Annotated in this window: 15 protein-coding genes; 10 read left to right on the top strand and 5 right to left on the bottom strand. The window is 62.0% G+C overall.

Features of this window, described 5'->3' with window-relative positions:
• Positions 1–21 precede the first annotated feature (21 nt).
• Both I6E74_RS12060 and I6E74_RS12055 read right to left on the bottom strand, forming a co-directional pair.
• The gene (locus I6E74_RS12060) at positions 22–993 is read right to left on the bottom strand and encodes a metallophosphoesterase (RefSeq protein ID WP_197125996.1); all 972 of its coding nucleotides are present in this window, start codon (positions 991–993) and stop codon (positions 22–24) included.
• A complete protein-coding gene (locus tag I6E74_RS12055; protein ID WP_197125994.1) occupies positions 984–3,536 on the bottom strand; it encodes a transglycosylase domain-containing protein in 2,553 nt (850 codons plus the stop codon). Before I6E74_RS12055 ends, I6E74_RS12060 begins: the two co-directional genes overlap by 10 nt.
• Positions 3,537–3,751: 215 nt before the next feature.
• Here I6E74_RS12055 and I6E74_RS12050 point away from each other — a divergent pair, with 215 nt between their 5' ends.
• Together I6E74_RS12050 and I6E74_RS12045 are read left to right on the top strand one after the other, a co-directional pair.
• The gene (locus tag I6E74_RS12050; RefSeq protein ID WP_197125985.1) at positions 3,752–4,213 is read left to right on the top strand and encodes a RidA family protein; all 462 of its coding nucleotides are present in this window, start codon (positions 3,752–3,754) and stop codon (positions 4,211–4,213) included.
• Positions 4,210–5,727 carry a UDP-N-acetylmuramoyl-L-alanyl-D-glutamate--2,6-diaminopimelate ligase gene (locus I6E74_RS12045; RefSeq protein ID WP_197125983.1) on the top strand — a complete coding sequence of 506 codons (1,518 nt, stop codon included), beginning with the start codon at positions 4,210–4,212 and terminating at the stop codon, positions 5,725–5,727. Before I6E74_RS12050 ends, I6E74_RS12045 begins: the two co-directional genes overlap by 4 nt.
• 71 nt (positions 5,728–5,798) lie before the next feature.
• Here I6E74_RS12045 and acs read toward each other — a convergent pair whose 3' ends face one another.
• Positions 5,799–7,763 carry an acetate--CoA ligase gene (gene acs / locus I6E74_RS12040; RefSeq protein ID WP_197125981.1) on the bottom strand — a complete coding sequence of 655 codons (1,965 nt, stop codon included), beginning with the start codon at positions 7,761–7,763 and terminating at the stop codon, positions 5,799–5,801.
• Positions 7,764–8,178: 415 nt separating this feature from the next.
• Here acs and I6E74_RS12035 point away from each other — a divergent pair, with 415 nt between their 5' ends.
• Positions 8,179–8,670, top strand: a complete 492-nt coding sequence (locus I6E74_RS12035) for a MarR family winged helix-turn-helix transcriptional regulator (protein WP_197125979.1) — start codon at positions 8,179–8,181, stop codon at positions 8,668–8,670.
• Positions 8,670–9,092, top strand: coding sequence for an Ohr family peroxiredoxin (locus I6E74_RS12030; protein ID WP_197125977.1), 423 nt, complete (start codon positions 8,670–8,672; stop codon positions 9,090–9,092). The genes I6E74_RS12035 and I6E74_RS12030 overlap by 1 nt, the downstream gene beginning before the upstream one ends.
• A 97-nt stretch (positions 9,093–9,189) precedes the next feature.
• Here the strand turns inward: I6E74_RS12030 and hxlA are convergent, their stop codons facing one another.
• Both hxlA and hxlB read right to left on the bottom strand, forming a co-directional pair.
• The gene (gene hxlA / locus I6E74_RS12025) at positions 9,190–9,813 is read right to left on the bottom strand and encodes a 3-hexulose-6-phosphate synthase (protein ID WP_197125975.1); all 624 of its coding nucleotides are present in this window, start codon (positions 9,811–9,813) and stop codon (positions 9,190–9,192) included.
• 83 nt (positions 9,814–9,896) lie between these two features.
• On the bottom strand, positions 9,897–10,478 hold the full coding sequence (gene hxlB, locus I6E74_RS12020) for a 6-phospho-3-hexuloisomerase (protein ID WP_197125973.1): 582 nt from the start codon (positions 10,476–10,478) through the stop codon (positions 9,897–9,899).
• A 93-nt stretch (positions 10,479–10,571) separates the two neighbouring features.
• Here hxlB and I6E74_RS14780 point away from each other — a divergent pair, with 93 nt between their 5' ends.
• From I6E74_RS14780 to I6E74_RS11990, 6 genes are all read left to right on the top strand, one after another.
• Positions 10,572–11,840 (top strand): response regulator transcription factor family protein, encoded by a 1,269-nt coding sequence (locus tag I6E74_RS14780; RefSeq protein WP_197125971.1) that lies wholly within the window; start codon positions 10,572–10,574, stop codon positions 11,838–11,840.
• A 106-nt stretch (positions 11,841–11,946) separates the two neighbouring features.
• The gene (locus I6E74_RS12010) at positions 11,947–13,035 is read left to right on the top strand and encodes a TadA family conjugal transfer-associated ATPase (protein ID WP_197125968.1); all 1,089 of its coding nucleotides are present in this window, start codon (positions 11,947–11,949) and stop codon (positions 13,033–13,035) included.
• The gene (locus I6E74_RS12005) at positions 13,032–13,949 is read left to right on the top strand and encodes a type II secretion system F family protein (protein WP_197125965.1); all 918 of its coding nucleotides are present in this window, start codon (positions 13,032–13,034) and stop codon (positions 13,947–13,949) included. Before I6E74_RS12010 ends, I6E74_RS12005 begins: the two co-directional genes overlap by 4 nt.
• 104 nt (positions 13,950–14,053) lie before the next feature.
• Positions 14,054–14,335: a DUF4244 domain-containing protein gene (locus I6E74_RS14480; RefSeq protein WP_231604993.1), complete on the top strand. Its 282-nt coding sequence runs from the start codon at positions 14,054–14,056 to the stop codon at positions 14,333–14,335.
• Positions 14,313–14,687: a TadE family type IV pilus minor pilin gene (locus I6E74_RS11995; protein ID WP_307784467.1), complete on the top strand. Its 375-nt coding sequence runs from the start codon at positions 14,313–14,315 to the stop codon at positions 14,685–14,687. Before I6E74_RS14480 ends, I6E74_RS11995 begins: the two co-directional genes overlap by 23 nt.
• Entirely contained in the window at positions 14,684–15,085 is a 402-nt protein-coding gene (locus I6E74_RS11990; RefSeq protein WP_231604992.1) for an Rv3654c family TadE-like protein, read from the top strand. The genes I6E74_RS11995 and I6E74_RS11990 overlap by 4 nt, the downstream gene beginning before the upstream one ends.
• Positions 15,086–15,125: the final 40 nt, after the last annotated feature.

The following is a 15,125-nucleotide window of genomic DNA, read 5'->3' as shown; positions in this document are numbered from 1 at the left end:
GTCGCTTGCGCAACCGATACATCAAGAATAGCCGATATCTCCGGCGGTGAGAGTCACTATCACCGCTTCTGGTTTGCAAGCGAAGCGAACGGGCGCATAAATCGACGTTCCGAGGCCCGCGCTGACGTTGAGGAACGCAGCACGACGCAAGTGGTGCCAGATGCTGAGGCCGCTTGCCTGCTCGCGAGGGATGTCGCAATTAGTCACGAGGGCAGGCATGCCAGGCACCCGAACTTGGCCTCCGTGGGTGTGTCCAGCGAAGATGGCGTCAGCACCGTTAGTGACGAGGGCATCGAGCACGCGACGGTAGGGGGCATGCGTTACGCCGAGCGCTACGGTTTCGGGGCCGTGGGGGTCATCCGCCCAGCCCACGTTTTCGCGCATTTCTTCGACATTGGCGGGAAGCCGATCGAGGCGCTCCCAGCCGCGATGCGCATCTGCCGTGCCGAAAAGTTCGAGCCGTGACCCGCGCATCTCGATCGCCCGCGCGTGGTTATTGAGCGAGAGCCAGCCGAGTTCGTCTTCGAAGTACTCATTCAACGCATCTGTGTCGAGGTGTTCGACGGGGCGATGTCCTGAGGACGGCCCGGTGAAATAGGTAAACGGGTTTTTGAATTGGGGGCCGTAGTAGTCGTTCGAGCCGTGCACGAAGACTCCGGGAACGCCGGCGAAAGGCTCGAAGGCGCGCTTGATGCCCATGATGCCGTCGCGGTGGCCCAGGTTGTCGCCAGTGTTGATGACCAGATCGGGCTCATACAGCGCTAACTCGCGAACCCAGTTCTGCTTGCGGGTTTGCCACGGAGCCATGTGCAAATCGGAGATGTGCAGCACGGTAATGTCGCGCGCACTCGGGTCGAGGATCGGAAGGATCTCGTGTCGAACAGTGAACGCATTGCGTTCCACCAGCGAGCCCCACGCGAACGCGGCGACCCCTACCGCAGCTACCGCACCGAGTGCGGTAGCTGCGGGGGAGAGACGTCTGCCTACGGACACGGCGTTGACTGCGCGACGGTGAGCGTGATCGTGGTGCTCGTCTTTGTGTAGGAGCCTGCCGACGGGCTGGAGGCTGTTACCATTCCGTCGCTCGGATCACCTGGCGGTACTTCCTCGCAGGACTGGCTCACGTTCGAGAATCCAGAGCCGCTGAGGATGCCCTGGGCGGTGGCAAAGTCATTCGACTCACCGTCCCCGACGGCATCGGGTACCTCCACCTTGTTGCCCTTACTGGTGTAGACCGTGACGGTGACGCCGGCGGCGGACTGTGTGCCTGCTGCAGGATTCGTCTTGACGACCTGACCTGCGGGGAGCTCAGAGTCGACTTGACCGCCATCTGCGAAGCTGAAGCCCAGGCTCACGAGCACTGACTTGGCCTGTTCCAGCGACTGCAGGGAGAGGTCAGGAACCTCGGTACCCGAACCGGTGAGAAGGCTTGAGTCGGGTTCAGGAAGAGCACCACCGGGGTACTTGATGTTCAGCGCAGTGTCCGTTGCTTTGGTGATGTAGTGGCGCAGACGATAACCGTTGACACCGGCGTAGTAGAGCTGGCTGATGTTTTGGAACCCGGAAATATTTCCGACCCAGGTTGCCGTGCCGTAGCGAGTCGTTCCGCTGGCCATCCACGTGTGGACAGCGCCGTCGGTGGTTCCCGTCTTACCAAAGATCGGGATGCCATCGTTGGGGTCGGAGTAGGCAGCGTTACCGCGGTTCAGTACTTCAGTGAGTACATATGCGGTGGTCGCGGCGACCTCGGGAGAGATGGCCTGACGGCAGTTTTGTTCTTGGCCACCAAGGTCGGTGTTGCTGGCGTTGATTGCCTTGTCGATGATGATCGGCTCGCACCAGAGTCCGCCAGCTCCAATCGTGGCGTATGCCGACGCCATGCTGAGCGGGGTTACATCGTTCGTGCCGATGATCGATGACGGGAAGCTCTCGAGCTCGGCGCCGTCGGCGCGCTCAACGCCCATGCTTGCAGCGACGTTGCGGATGTTGCACAGGTCAAGTTGGGTAGCCATGGAGAAAAACACACCATTGATGGACTCCGCGGTACCCTCGGCGACAGTGTAAATACCGGATTCGTTGGCGTTGTTGCCGAACTCCACGGTGCCGCCGTAGGGGCCGTTGCAGCTATCCAAGAACTGAGATCCAGGGATGTCTCGAGCGGTACCTTCAAGACGGTCGTAGATGCCCTTGCCCTGATTGAGCCACTCGATGAGAGTGAACACCTTGTAGGTCGATCCGGGTTGGAATCCGCTCGATCCGCCATAGTCGTAGCTGGTGTTGTAGTTCACAGCGGTGCTCTCGATGCCACCGCCGTCGAAGGTGTCGTTGAAGAGTTTATTTTCGGCCATCACGAGCACTCGCCCGGTGCCCGACTCGACGGTGGAGGTGGCGCTTCCCAGACTGAACGAAGTCTCGTCATTGGGCGCGTACGTCCAGGTGGCTTTCTGGGCGGGAATTTGAGCGTCGAGGTCGAGGGTCGTGTAGAGGCTGTAACCACCCTGCTTCCAGTTCTCGTTGCGCTCGTCGACGGTGTCGCCGAGGAACTCGAAGTCGGGAACGCTCTTGACGACGTAGTCGCAGAACCACTTGGCATACTCGTACGCCGAGGTGCAACCGTTGTTCGGTGCGGAGAGATCGACAGACTCTTCGTCTACCTGAATGGCGACGGCTTCGTCGTATTGCTCTCGATCAATGGAGCCGACGTCGAGCATCGCGGTGAGAATAACGTCGCGACGGTCTTGGTTGGCTGCATAGTTTTCAGGATCCGACAGGTTTCGGACGCTGGGCTCTTGCACGATGGCGATCAGGCTTGCAGACTGCTCGAGGGTGAGATCCTTCGCATCAACGCTGTAATAGCGCTGCGCGGCGGCCTGAATGCCGTAGGTGGCGTTGCCGAAGTTGGCGATGTTGAGGTACGCGGTCAGGATTTCCTTCTTCGTGTACCGCTTCTCAAGCCCGATTGCGAGCTTCATCTCTTTCAGTTTGCGGTCGAAGGACTGACTCGTGGCGGCAAGATACGCGGCCGAGCGCTCATCTTCGGTTGGCAGAGATTCTGCCTCTGAGATGTAGGTGTTCTTGACGAGCTGCATCGTCAGCGTGGATGCACCACTCTCGATTCCTGAAGAAACGAAGTTACCCACGGCGGCACGCACGAGCGAGGTAAGGTCAACGCCACCGTGCTCGAAGAATCGGCGGTCTTCGCCTGCAACTACAGCATCAACGGCGTACTCGGAGATCTCGTCGAATCCGACCTCTTGACGGTTCTGATCGTAGATCGTGGCGATCTGGTAGTAGCCGTCTACGTTGCCGCTGCCGGTGAACTGCGCGTAGATCGCGTTTCGTTCTGGCTGCTGATCGATTTCGAGGTAATCGGGCAGTCCATCGAAGATGCCGATAGTACTTGTGGCGGTGATGCCGGTGACCGCGAGCGCGGGGGCAACCATGGCTGTGACGAGCACGCCAGAGAGGACACTGAAGCTGATCAATCCGGCAATAGCCGAAGCGATGCCGCGACGCGGAGTTTTTTGGGCAGACATATGATCAAGAGTAGGGGATCATTGATAACGCCATGCTGAACGGGAGCCGCAAATATGCCTAAATGGGAGTACTTGACAACACCACTGATGGTGCACAATTCCACCGCGATTCTCAATAATTGGGGATCCGAAGGGTGGGAGCTTGTGCAGGTCGGTACTGGCCCTGAAGGGGGCCCGGTCGCTTATTTCAAACGCATCAAGGAAGAGAATAAGTAATGTCACAGCTTGACCAGCGGCTCGCAGAGCTGGGCCTGACGGTCCCAGAAAGTTCAAAGCCACTTGCCTCCTATTTGCCAGCAATGGTGTCCGGGAACCTCGTGTACACCTCGGGCCAGCTCCCGATGGTTGACGGTGCACTTCCGGCCACAGGCAAGGTGGGTGCTGAGGTGGATGCTGCTGCAGCGCAGGAGTACGCCAAGACCTGTGTTCTCAATGGCCTCGCTGCCGCCCGCGGTGCGATCGGATCGCTCGACCGCATCACGCGCGTGGTGAAGGTTGTCGGTTTCGTGGCATCCGACCCCAGCTTTACCGGCCAGCCTGGTGTAATCAACGGAGCGTCCGAGCTCTTGGTTGAGATTTTTGGCGAGATCGGCAAGCACGCTCGTAGTGCTGTCGGTGTTGCTGTATTGCCGCTCGATTCTCCTGTTGAGGTCGAGTTCGTGTTCGAGTTCGCGTGATCGAAGTCTGGCAGTCCGGTCAAGCCGGCGAGAATGCCCCGCTTCGCTCGCTAGATCTGAGTGAGTGGGATCCTACGCTCGTGGGCGTCACGCTGCAGGCGCGTCGTCTGGTGCAAGACAGTCGAGAGGCTGGGCCAGATGACGTGTTTGTCGCTATCGGCACCACTGCGTCGTCGGCATTGCCGTACATCGATGCCGCTCTCGCCCAGGGTGCTGTCGCTGTGCTCGTGGACGCGAAGGCGGCCGAGAGCGCCCACGGTGACGACCGCGTGTTCGCGATTGCGAACCTCCGCGACGTAATCGGTGGCCGAGCGGATGCGTTTGTCGAGCATCCGTCTGCCTCGATGTCCATGGTGGGTATTACAGGCACGAATGGTAAAACGTCGACGGCTCACTTGCTGACGCAAGCGTGGCAGCGACTGGGAATGACGTCGGCAACGATCGGAACGTTGGGCGCGGGAATTACGGGCGAGCCCCGCATCAACATGGGCATGACAACTCCGCAAGTGACGGCGGTGCACCAGTTCTTGGATGACTTCCACCGTGCCGGCGTCACGAACGTGGCTATGGAGGTCAGCTCTCACGCGCTCGAGCAACGCCGAGTAGATGGCGTTGCGTTCGACATTGTGGCGTTCACGAACTTCACGCGCGATCACCTCGACTACCACGGGTCGATGGAGGAATATGCGGCGCAGAAGGCAAAGATCTTCACGCTACCGGGCATCCAGACGGCTCTGCTGAATCTTGATGATGCGGCTGCCGAGAATCACTTCCATCACACGATCCCTGCGGGCGTGCGCGCGATTGGCATGACCTCCCACGGCCATGCTGAAGCGAGTGTTCGTGCCGATAACGTGAAGCTCACCACCGAGGGTCTCGAGTTCGATCTCGTGATCGAGGGCGAAAGCCATCACGTCTCCAGCGGTCTCATCGGACGCTTCAATGTGGACAACTTGCTCACGTGCGCCACTGTGCTGTGGGCCCAAGGTACCGAGCCACGTGCGATCGCTGAGGTATTGGCGCCGCTCGAGCCGGTGCTGGGGCGGATGACCCGCATCCGCGAAAACGACCAGCTGCCGTTGGTTGTAGTGGATGCCGGCCACACTCCCGATGCGGTGCGTCAGGCAGTCACGGCTCTGCGGGATTCGGGCCACACCCGTATCGTGACGGTCTTTGGTGCAACGGGCGACCGTGATCCCGGCAAGCGCCCGGTGATGGCTCGCATCGTTGAAGAAGCCTCTGACGTAATCGTGGTCACCGACGACGATGTGCACAACGAAGATGGCGACCAGATTGTGGACCACATTCGCGCCGGATTCGAACACCCGGAGCGGGTAGTGGAAATTCGCGACCGCACGACCGCCATCGCTTATGCGATTGATGCAGCGAATCCGGATGACGTGGTGCTCTTGCAGGGCAAGGGTCACGAACCGTACCAAATCGTGGGCAACGAGCGCGTACCGTTCAGCGACATCGACACCGCTATTCGCTTGCTCAAGGAGCGCGCGGAGTAGCGAAAACGCGCTTGTAACGCAACGAAGGCCGGGTCCCATTATGGGCCCGGCCTTCGTCGTTGCTCGGAGAGCTAGTTGAGCTTGTCGGAGATGATCTGCATCACGGTGGTGTCGGCGAGGGTGGTGGTGTCACCGATCTCGCGACCCTCCGCGACATCCTGAAGCAGTCGTCGCATGATCTTGCCCGAGCGGGTCTTGGGTAGCTCCGCGACGATGAAGATTTCACGGGGGCGAGCGATCGCCCCGATCTCCTTCGCAACGTGCTGACGCAACAGGGCGCTCGCTTCGGCGGCAGTTTGAGCGTGCTCTTGGTTCGACTTGAGAATTACAAACGCGACTACGGCCTGACCGGTCGCTTCGTCAGCGGCTCCGACCACAGCGGCTTCCGCCACGATCGGGTTGGAGACGAGAGCGGACTCGATTTCGGTGGTCGAGAGGCGGTGGCCGGAGACGTTCATGACGTCATCCACGCGGCCGAGCAGCCAGATGTCGCCATCTTCGTCGACGTGGGCACCATCGCCAGCGAAGTACTGTTCGCCATCGAGCTGCGGGAACTTCGACCAGTAGGTTTCCTTGAAGCGCTCGGGGTCACCCCAGATGCCGCGCAACATGGCAGGCCACGGTTCGGAGACCACGAGCAGCCCACCGTTGGGTGGATCAACGCGCGTGCCATCTTCACCGAGGATGTCAATCTTGATGCCCGGAATCGGCACCTGTGCCGAGCCCGGCTTCAGCGTCGTGAGCCCCGGCAGGGCGGAGATCATGATGGCGCCGGTTTCGGTCTGCCACCACGTGTCAACAATGGGGGCGGTGCCCGCACCGATTACATCGCGGTACCAAATCCACGCTTCAGGGTTGATGGGCTCGCCCACCGAACCGAGCACGCGAATCGAGCTCAGGTCGAACTGCTCGGGGATTTGACGACCGGCCTTCATGAACGAACGGATGGCGGTGGGCGCCGTGTAGAAAATGCTCACCCCAAACTTCTGGATGATCTCCCACCAGCGGCCCGGGTTGGGGCTATCGGGTGTGCCCTCGTAGAGCACCTGCGTTGCACCGTTCGCAAGCGGACCATAGGTGACATACGTGTGACCCGTGATCCACCCCACGTCGGCGGTGCACCAGTACACATCGGTCTCTGGCTTCAGATCGAACACGTTCTTGTGAGTGAATGCAGCCTGAGTCAGGTAGCCGCCGCTGGTGTGCAGGATGCCCTTGGGCTTGCCCGTTGTGCCCGAAGTGTAGAGCACAAAGAGAGGGTTCTCGGCAGGGAAGCCCTGCGCCTCGTGCTCAGGCTCCGCTGCCTCAATCTGTTCGCGCCACCACAGGTCGCGACCCTCGGTCCACTCGACATCGTTGTCGCCGCGCTTGACGACCAAAACATTCGTGACGCTGGATTCGCCGTTGGCGAGGGCGGTATCCACTGCTGCTTTGAGGGGAAAGACTTTGCCCTTGCGCCAGCCGCCATCGGCGGTGACGACAAGCTTCGCGCTCGCGTCGTCGATGCGGCTGCGCAGGCTCTCGGCGCTGAAGCCGCCGAAGACAACGGAGTGAGCGGCTCCGAGGCGAACTGTGGCGAGCATCGCGATGACGGCCTCGGGAACGAGCGGCATGTAGATGGCGACAACGTCACCCTGGCCGACGCCGAGGGCAGCCATGGCGTTAGCGGCGCGCTTCACCTCTGCGGTTAGTTCGGCGTAGGTGATGCTGCGGCTGTCGCCGGGCTCGCCTTCCCAATGGATGGCGACGCGGTCACCGTTGCCCGCGAGCACGTGGCGGTCGAGGCAGTTGTACGCCACGTTGAGTTCTCCGTCGGCAAACCACTTCGCAAAGGGAGGGGTAGACCAATCGAGTGTTTCTGTGAACGGCTTGTGCCAGTGCACGTATTCACGGGCCTTGTCGGCCCAAAACTCAACGCGATCTTCTTTGGCTGAGGTATAGAGGTCGGCGCTTGCCTCGGAAGCCGCAGAAAAGGCCTCTGACGGGGCAAAACGGCGTGATTCGTGCAGAAGACTGTCAATGGAATTACTAGGCATTTGATCCTCTTCGATCCTGTGATTGCATTTCTTGACCACGTGCTTTCTGAAAGTATTCCACCGATTCTAGAACCTCCGTTGCACGCCCACACCGTTGCGTTACACTGAAAGTCGCTGGGCGCAAGTTCAGCAAGTGGCCAATACGATTCCCCCCAATCGTCGGCCGCTGTGGCGGCGCCCTTTCCCCCCACTGGGCGCCGCCCCTCTCTCTTTAAAAGACAGATGCGCAGGCATATTTCGGCGGCCACCTACAGACCCGTAGCTCGGCCAAGGCTGGTCTCTACGCAAGTGCGATAGAGACCTACTTCCTTAGCAATCGTGGCCCTCAGACGGCTTGGCTGTCGCTGGCATCCAGCTTGCTGACAGTTCGCCATATTGCTTTGTGCACAATTTATTTGTGTGCAAAGCTTTTTGAATGGATGACGAACAGACTGAGACAGAATTGGCTCCATCCGCCCTCGACACCATGTTGTGCTTCGGTCTTTATGCGGCCGCCCGGGCGACGAATCGTCGCTACACCGCGCTTTTGGCGCCGTGGGGGCTGACCTACCCGCAATATTTGGTTCTGATTCTCTTGTGGGAACGTCGGTCGTCGACAGTGAGTGGCCTCGCGGAAAGCCTCATGCTCGACCTCGGCACCACCTCGCCGCTGATTCGGCGGCTGGAAGACCGCGGATTTGTCATGCGCTCACGATCGGCTTCTGACGAACGGCGCGTGATGGTGTCGCTCACTGCCGCCGGGCTCGAGCTCCGCGCGGAACTGACTCACATTCCCGGCTGCATCGCCGAGGCCACCGGCATTACTCTCCCCGAATTTACCTCGACGCTGACCACTCTTCACGACGTCACCACCAACCTCTCCGCAGCAACCGCTGCTGGAGCTCATGTCATTGAAAGGCAGAACTAATGGAAGCTCTCTACACCGCACAGGCTCTCTCAACTGGCGCTGGCCGCAACGGCCACGTCGCTACGACATCCGGCTCCGTCGACCTCGACTTGGCTGTGCCGCAGTCGATGGGGGGCTCGGGCAACGGTGGCAACCCCGAAGAGCTCTTCGCGGCCGGTTATGCCGCGTGCTTCCACTCCGCGTTGCAGCTTGTTGCCCGAAATGAGAAAGTCGCCATCGACCACTCCTCCGTCGGCAGTGCTGTGCACCTTCTGCCGATCGACGGCGGTGGATTCAAACTCGCTGTTGATCTCGAGGTCGTAATCCCTGACCTCGAGCACGACCAGGCTCAGGCACTGGCGGATGCCGCCCACCAGATCTGCCCCTACTCCAACGCCACTCGCGGCAACATCGACGTCACCATCACTGTCGCACAGGACTAGTCGTCAGCGGGTGCGTCGTGGCGCGCTCGTGTGCTTAAAGAACGAGGGGATGCCGGTAGGCACCCCCTCGTTTTCGCTCTCTAGGCAGCGCTGCTCACTAGACGATTGCCGCCTTCAGGGCGGCTGCTGCTGCCGCTGGGTCGGCTGCGCTATAAATCGAGCTCCCGGCAACGGCAACGGTTGCGCCGGCACGCTGCACTGCTGCGATTGTGGAAGCGTTGATGCCGCCAGCGACCGAGAACGGAACCCTCGCGGTCTCACCGTCATTGAGCAGAGTCTCGAAGGTGAATCCGGGCTCCGCCTGCTCATCGAGCCCTGCATGCATCTCGACGAAAACGGCACCAAGAGCGGTGACCTCCTTCGCGCGAGTGACCTTGTCAGCTACGCCGATGAGGTCAACCACGATGCCCTTCTTGTGGGCTTTCGCCGCCTTCACGGCGCCGACGATGGTGCTGTCTCCGGCGGTGCCCAGGACGGTGACGTAGTCGGCGCCCGCAGAGAATGCGATGTCGGCTTCGAGCTCTCCGGCATCCATCGTCTTCAGGTCGGCGAAGACCATCTTGTCGGGGTGCGCGTCCTTGATGGCGCGCACGGCGCTGAGACCTTCGTGCTTAATGAGCGGTGTGCCCAATTCGATGATGTCGACATACTCAGCAACCTGGCCGGCCAGCGTGAGGGCGGCTTCTGTGGTGAGTACATCCATTGCTACTTGAAGCTTCATTGAGTTCTCTTTCTTTAGGGGGAGTTGGCCGAGGGGAATCGGCCGACGGGGGAGTCGGGGAGAAGGGGCAGAAGGGGGTGCTGCTACTCGAGGTTGGCGTGCCGCGGCCACAGCTCTTCGGCGGTCGCGCCGGACTCTTGCCAGAGGACGTGGAAGAGTGCGTCGCCAAGCAGCAGCAACGATTGCTCGAACAGTCCGCCGGAGTATTGAGCCGAGCGAGAGTGTCCGTGGTCTTGTTTCTGTGCGGCGGGGATAATCACGACGACCTGTGCGAGCTGCGCCAGAGGCGAATCCGCTGCCGTGGTGACGGCGATGACCTGAGCGCCAACCTCCTCCGCAGTCGTTGCTGAGCGGATGATGCCGGCGGTCGTTCCCGAGCCGCTTGCTGCGAGCAGAACATCTCCAGCAGCTATTGCGGGGGTGGTTACCTCGCCAACGACGTGCACGGTGAGGCCCGCGTGCATGAGGCGCATCGCGAGCATCCGCAGGGCTAGTCCGGAGCGGCCGGAGCCGAGCACGAACACTCGGGATGCGGTGCTGAGCAGGTCGAGTGCTGATCGCACTGCCCCGGATTCGTCGCGAGCGATTGCGGTGCTGATGCGGGTATTTTCTGCGAGAACAAGTTCGATTGCGGAGGAAACCGTAGTGGTGTCGTTGCTGGCCATTACTTCACTGTGCCACCCGTTTAGGCAGCAGACCGCCCACCTTTTGGCCGGTTCTCCCTATCCGAAAGGGTAGGTCGTGCGTAAAATGGGGGAGTGACTGCTCTCAGTAACGCCAGTTCCCTTGACCTCCTCGATGCCGCCCATTCGGTGGTTTCACGTTCTCTACTTCAGATTGCGAGCGCCTTTTCTGCGGTGCTTGCGCCCATGGTGGCGCACAGCTCTCTATTGATATTCACGGAAGACTGCACCGGGCGCCCTCAGAAGAAAGCGGGGGATCCTTCGATCACCAATCACGTGAGCATCGCCGAACTCGACGCCGTGCGGGAGACAGTGTCGGGCATCGGGCATCCGGTGTGGGCAATCACGGCGGTAGTTGCCCGCCACGAGCGTCCCGCAGCGGTATGGATTGCGCCGACCGGTTCGCTGCTCGTCCTCACCGATCCGGTGATCGTGACTGGTGGGCAATCGCAGGAACAAGCGTTGGCGACGATCGCGTCACTGTGGCGATTGGTGGCGGTGAGCATCCAGCAGCAAGTCGCCGTTGCAAGCCCCGACTATCTTCGGGATTCGCGGATGGCGTCGCAGGACCGTGCCCAGGTCATTGCCGATCTCACCGATGCGCACTCCACGACTCTGGAACAAATTCTTGCGACGTTGCGCTCCCGTAGTGCGTCGGATGAGACTGCGCGCCAAGAAGCCACCGAGCTGGCCGCTACGGCTATGGTCAATCTGCGGGCAGTGTCTGATCGGGATCGCAGTTTGGCCGAGGAGCCGGTTGCGCGCGCTTTCGAACGCCTCAAAGCAGACCTGCGGCCCTTGGCCCGGTTTGGAGGCCTTGACGTGCAATTTGTGGAACCACCCGCTAACGGTCGCGCATTGCCGGGCGAAGTCGCCCACGCTGGCCGAGCGATCGTTCGGGGCGCTGTGCTTGCACTCGTTGACCAACCGGGAGTCGCTCGGTTGCGGGTGGAGTGGGATTGCGACGGCGAGAATCTGCTGATTGGGATTCGCGATGACGGGCCTGGCGAGTTGGCGGTCGAAGACCCCGCGGTGCGGCAGCTTGTTGAAAGGGCGGCTGCTCTTCGTGGTCGGTTGAGTGTGAATGGCACTGCAGGATGGGGCTCCGAAATTTCGGTGGTCTTGCCCCTGAGTGCTGAAGGACTTGATCGCTCGCCCAGCGTGCAGTGGCAGATCACTCAACGGGAAGCCGAGGTCTTGGAACTGGTTGCCTCGGGTGCTCGCAATAAAGCCATCGCGCTCTCGCTGTCCATCAGCGAGAACACGGTGAAGTTTCATGTGGCGAACCTGCTGCGCAAGGCGGGGGTCTCGAACCGGGCTGAGCTCGTTTCGGCCTATCGCTGACTCGTTTTCCTGCGCACTTCTCCCCAACAAAGTCGCGGAGTCGCCGTTCGGCACTAGTGCGGTTGTGCCGCCGAAACTGCAGTCGGAGTCTCCTTAATGTTGCCCTGTGACTACGACTCCTTCGCACCCCGACATTGTTCCTTTCGTTGCTCGGCGACGGTTTACAGCTGAGGCCACCCCTACCGCCAGTGCACAGGCGCGGGGCGTTCCTGGAGTGGGGGGCGGCGCTGGCCGCGGCTCTGGGGTGGCCCCCGGGGATGCAATGACGCGGGCACTCCACGAGTTCGGCCCATTAGCCCCCTACGTTGGGCGTCCGAACACCACCGACGTGTTCGTCAATGGCGCCCAGAATGTCTGGATCGACCGCGGCGGAGGGCTTGAATTTGTTGGCGACGTAGGCATGACCGAAGCTGACCTGCGCGCGCTCGCCATTCGCCTCATCAACCTCGGCGGACGTCACGTCGACGAAGCGACACCCTGCGTGGATGTTCGGCTCGCCGGTGGGGTGCGCGTACACGCTGTTCTCCCTCCCATCTCCGCCACCGGCACGCTGCTCTCCATTCGCGTGCCGAGCCGAGAACCATTCGGGTTGGCAGAACTCGACTTCGCAGGATTCTTCAACGAGGTGCCGCTGCAACGAGTGAAAGCCCTCATCGACGGGCGGGAGAATGTGCTCATCTCGGGCGCATCAGGAGCCGGAAAAACCACGTTTCTTGGCGCACTGTTGGCGGCGGCATCCGACACCGAACGCATTGTCGCCATTGAGGATGTCGCGGAGCTGCGGGTCGAACACCCGCACTTTGTATCGCTCGAGGCACGGCAAGCGAACCTCGAAGGTGCCGGCGGCTACGGGCTGCCCGCGCTCGTGCGGGAAGCGTTGCGGATGCGGCCCGACCGGCTTGTCGTTGGTGAATGTCGGGGCGCTGAAATCCGCGAACTCCTGAGCGCGCTTAACACCGGCCACGACGGAGGCGCAGGAACCCTGCACGCTAACTCGCTGAAAGACGTACCAAGCAGGCTCGAAGCGTTAGGGGCGCTCGCCGGATTAGACGCGACCGCCATCGCACGCCAAGCCGTCAGCGCCATTGGTGCCGTGCTGCACGTGGATCGCGTTGACGGCCGCCGACGCCTCACCCACCTCGGCCGGCTCGTGCTCGACGACAACGACCGCCTCGCGATCGCCGAAATCGCATGAAACGCCCGCCATCGCAACTGCCCGACGTCGCCAGTGTCACCCAACGGCTCGCCGTGCTGCTGCACGCCGGGCTGTCTCCCACTTCGGCCTGGCAGCACGTGGCGCGCGGCCGAGCCGAGGGGGGCGTTGCGACGGCGGTGGCGGTGGAAGGTAGCGATGCGGGAGGGGCCCCGGAACGCATTTCACGGGCATCCGCCGGGCTGCCAGCGTTGGATCGGCAAGCATGGAACTCGCTTGCCGCCGCCTGGTTCGTTGCTGGGCAGGTTGGTGCGCCGCTGGCCGCTGCGTTACGCACTCATGCGCGAGCGCTGCGGATGCTCGTGCACATCCAGCGCGAAGTGGCCACCGCCCTCGCTGCCCCCGTCGCCACAGCGCGCATGGTCTTGGCATTGCCCGCCGTCGGACTCATCTTTGGAGCGCTGCTGGGTTTTGACACCCTCGGGGTGCTCTTCACAACGCCGATCGGGTGGGGTTGTCTCGTGGTCGGCGGCGGGCTGATCGTGATCGCTGTGAGGTGGAACATCAGGCTTGTACGGTCGGCGACGCCCACGCACGCAGCACCCGGTCTTGAGTGCGAGCTGATGGCCGTTGCGGTCTCAGGTGGTGGTTCACTCGTGCAGGCTCGGGCAGTCGTGACGCAGGCCCTTGAACGCTTCGGCCTGCCCGACGACGGCTCTCATCTCGACGAGGTGCTGCGGCTCTCGCAGGAGGCCGGGGTGCCCGCCGCCGAACTCTTGCGAGCCGAAGCTGACGAGGTGCGGCTGACGGCCGACGCGGATGCTCGTGCTGGTGCCGCAGCGCTCTCGGTGCGGCTCATGCTCCCGCTCGGGCTGTGCGTGCTCCCGGCCTTCATGGTGCTCGGAGTGCTGCCGCTCATGGTTGCGGTCATCTCATCCACCGTTGCCGGGTTCTAGCGATGTTCCACATATTGGACCGCGCTGGGTTGTATGACTCTCGCGCTCGGCAGGCTGGAGTCACTCGGCCGCAGACTGCGCAACAGCGCACCAAGGAGTACCTCATGAATGATCCACACCTTGTTCCCTTGCCCGCTCTCGAACCCGGGTGTTCCCGCCGGCACCGGTTCGGTGGCGATCTGGAGCTGTCGCTACGTGCGCGCCGGATGGGCTCGATTGTCCGCACCCGGCTCAAGTCCGAGAGAGGCGCAGCAACCGCCGAGTACGCCATCACCACCCTGGCCGCAGTCGGTTTCGCCGGACTGCTCGTCGTGATTCTTCGTTCCGGAGAGGTGCGCGGCATGCTCACCGACCTTGTGCGCAGTGCGCTCTCGATCCCGGCGTAACCGAGCAGGAGCAGCGATCAACGAGCGTGGCAGCGTCACCGCAGAGTTTGCGTTGGCGTTGCCCGCCGTCGCTCTCGTTCTCGTGTGCTGCCTCAGCGGGGTGCAACTCGCCGGGCTGCAAATCCAGTTACAGGATGCGGCAGCCGCGTCAGCACGCAGCCTCGCCCGCGACGAAAGCTCCGGCACGGTCGCGGCCACCGCATCCGCTCTGGTCGCGTCAGCACGACTCAGTTCCCATCACCGCGACGACCTCGTGTGCGCCACCGTGAGCGCCCCCGCGCGCAACGCACTGCTCGGGCTGCTTCCAATCACGCTCAGTGCAACCAGCTGCGCTCTCGCGGGAGGCCAATGATGGCCAAGTTGCAGGCGGGAGCTGGGGTTACGGCGGGTGCTGCGAGTCGCCCGCTGAACGACGAACGAGGCTCGGGCACCATCCTGATGGTCGGCCTCATCGCGACAGTTCTCGCCGTCACTGCGCTCGTCATCCCTCTCTATTGGGCGCTCAGCGTGAGGCATGCGCTCGCCGGGGCAACGGACGCTGCCGCGCTCGCCGCAGCAGACACCGCGAGTGGACTTGTTGCTGGCTACCCGTGTGCCAACGCCGAGCGGCTCGCGAGTGCTAATAACTCCCTTATAGAGGACTGTGTGGTTGATGGGCGTATCGTGACAGTTACCGCTAGTCGCCGCATCCTCGGCATACTGGTCACAACGAGCGCTACAGCAGGCCCACCCCCAACCAGGGCGGATTAGGCAACTGAGCGGTCGGTGTGTGTATTGTGTCGCTGATAGT

This window comes from Salinibacterium sp. SWN139, from assembly GCF_015864625.1.
Taxonomy (GTDB): Bacteria; Actinomycetota; Actinomycetes; order Actinomycetales; family Microbacteriaceae; genus Rhodoglobus.
This window is presented reverse-complemented; position numbering and strand designations above follow the sequence as displayed.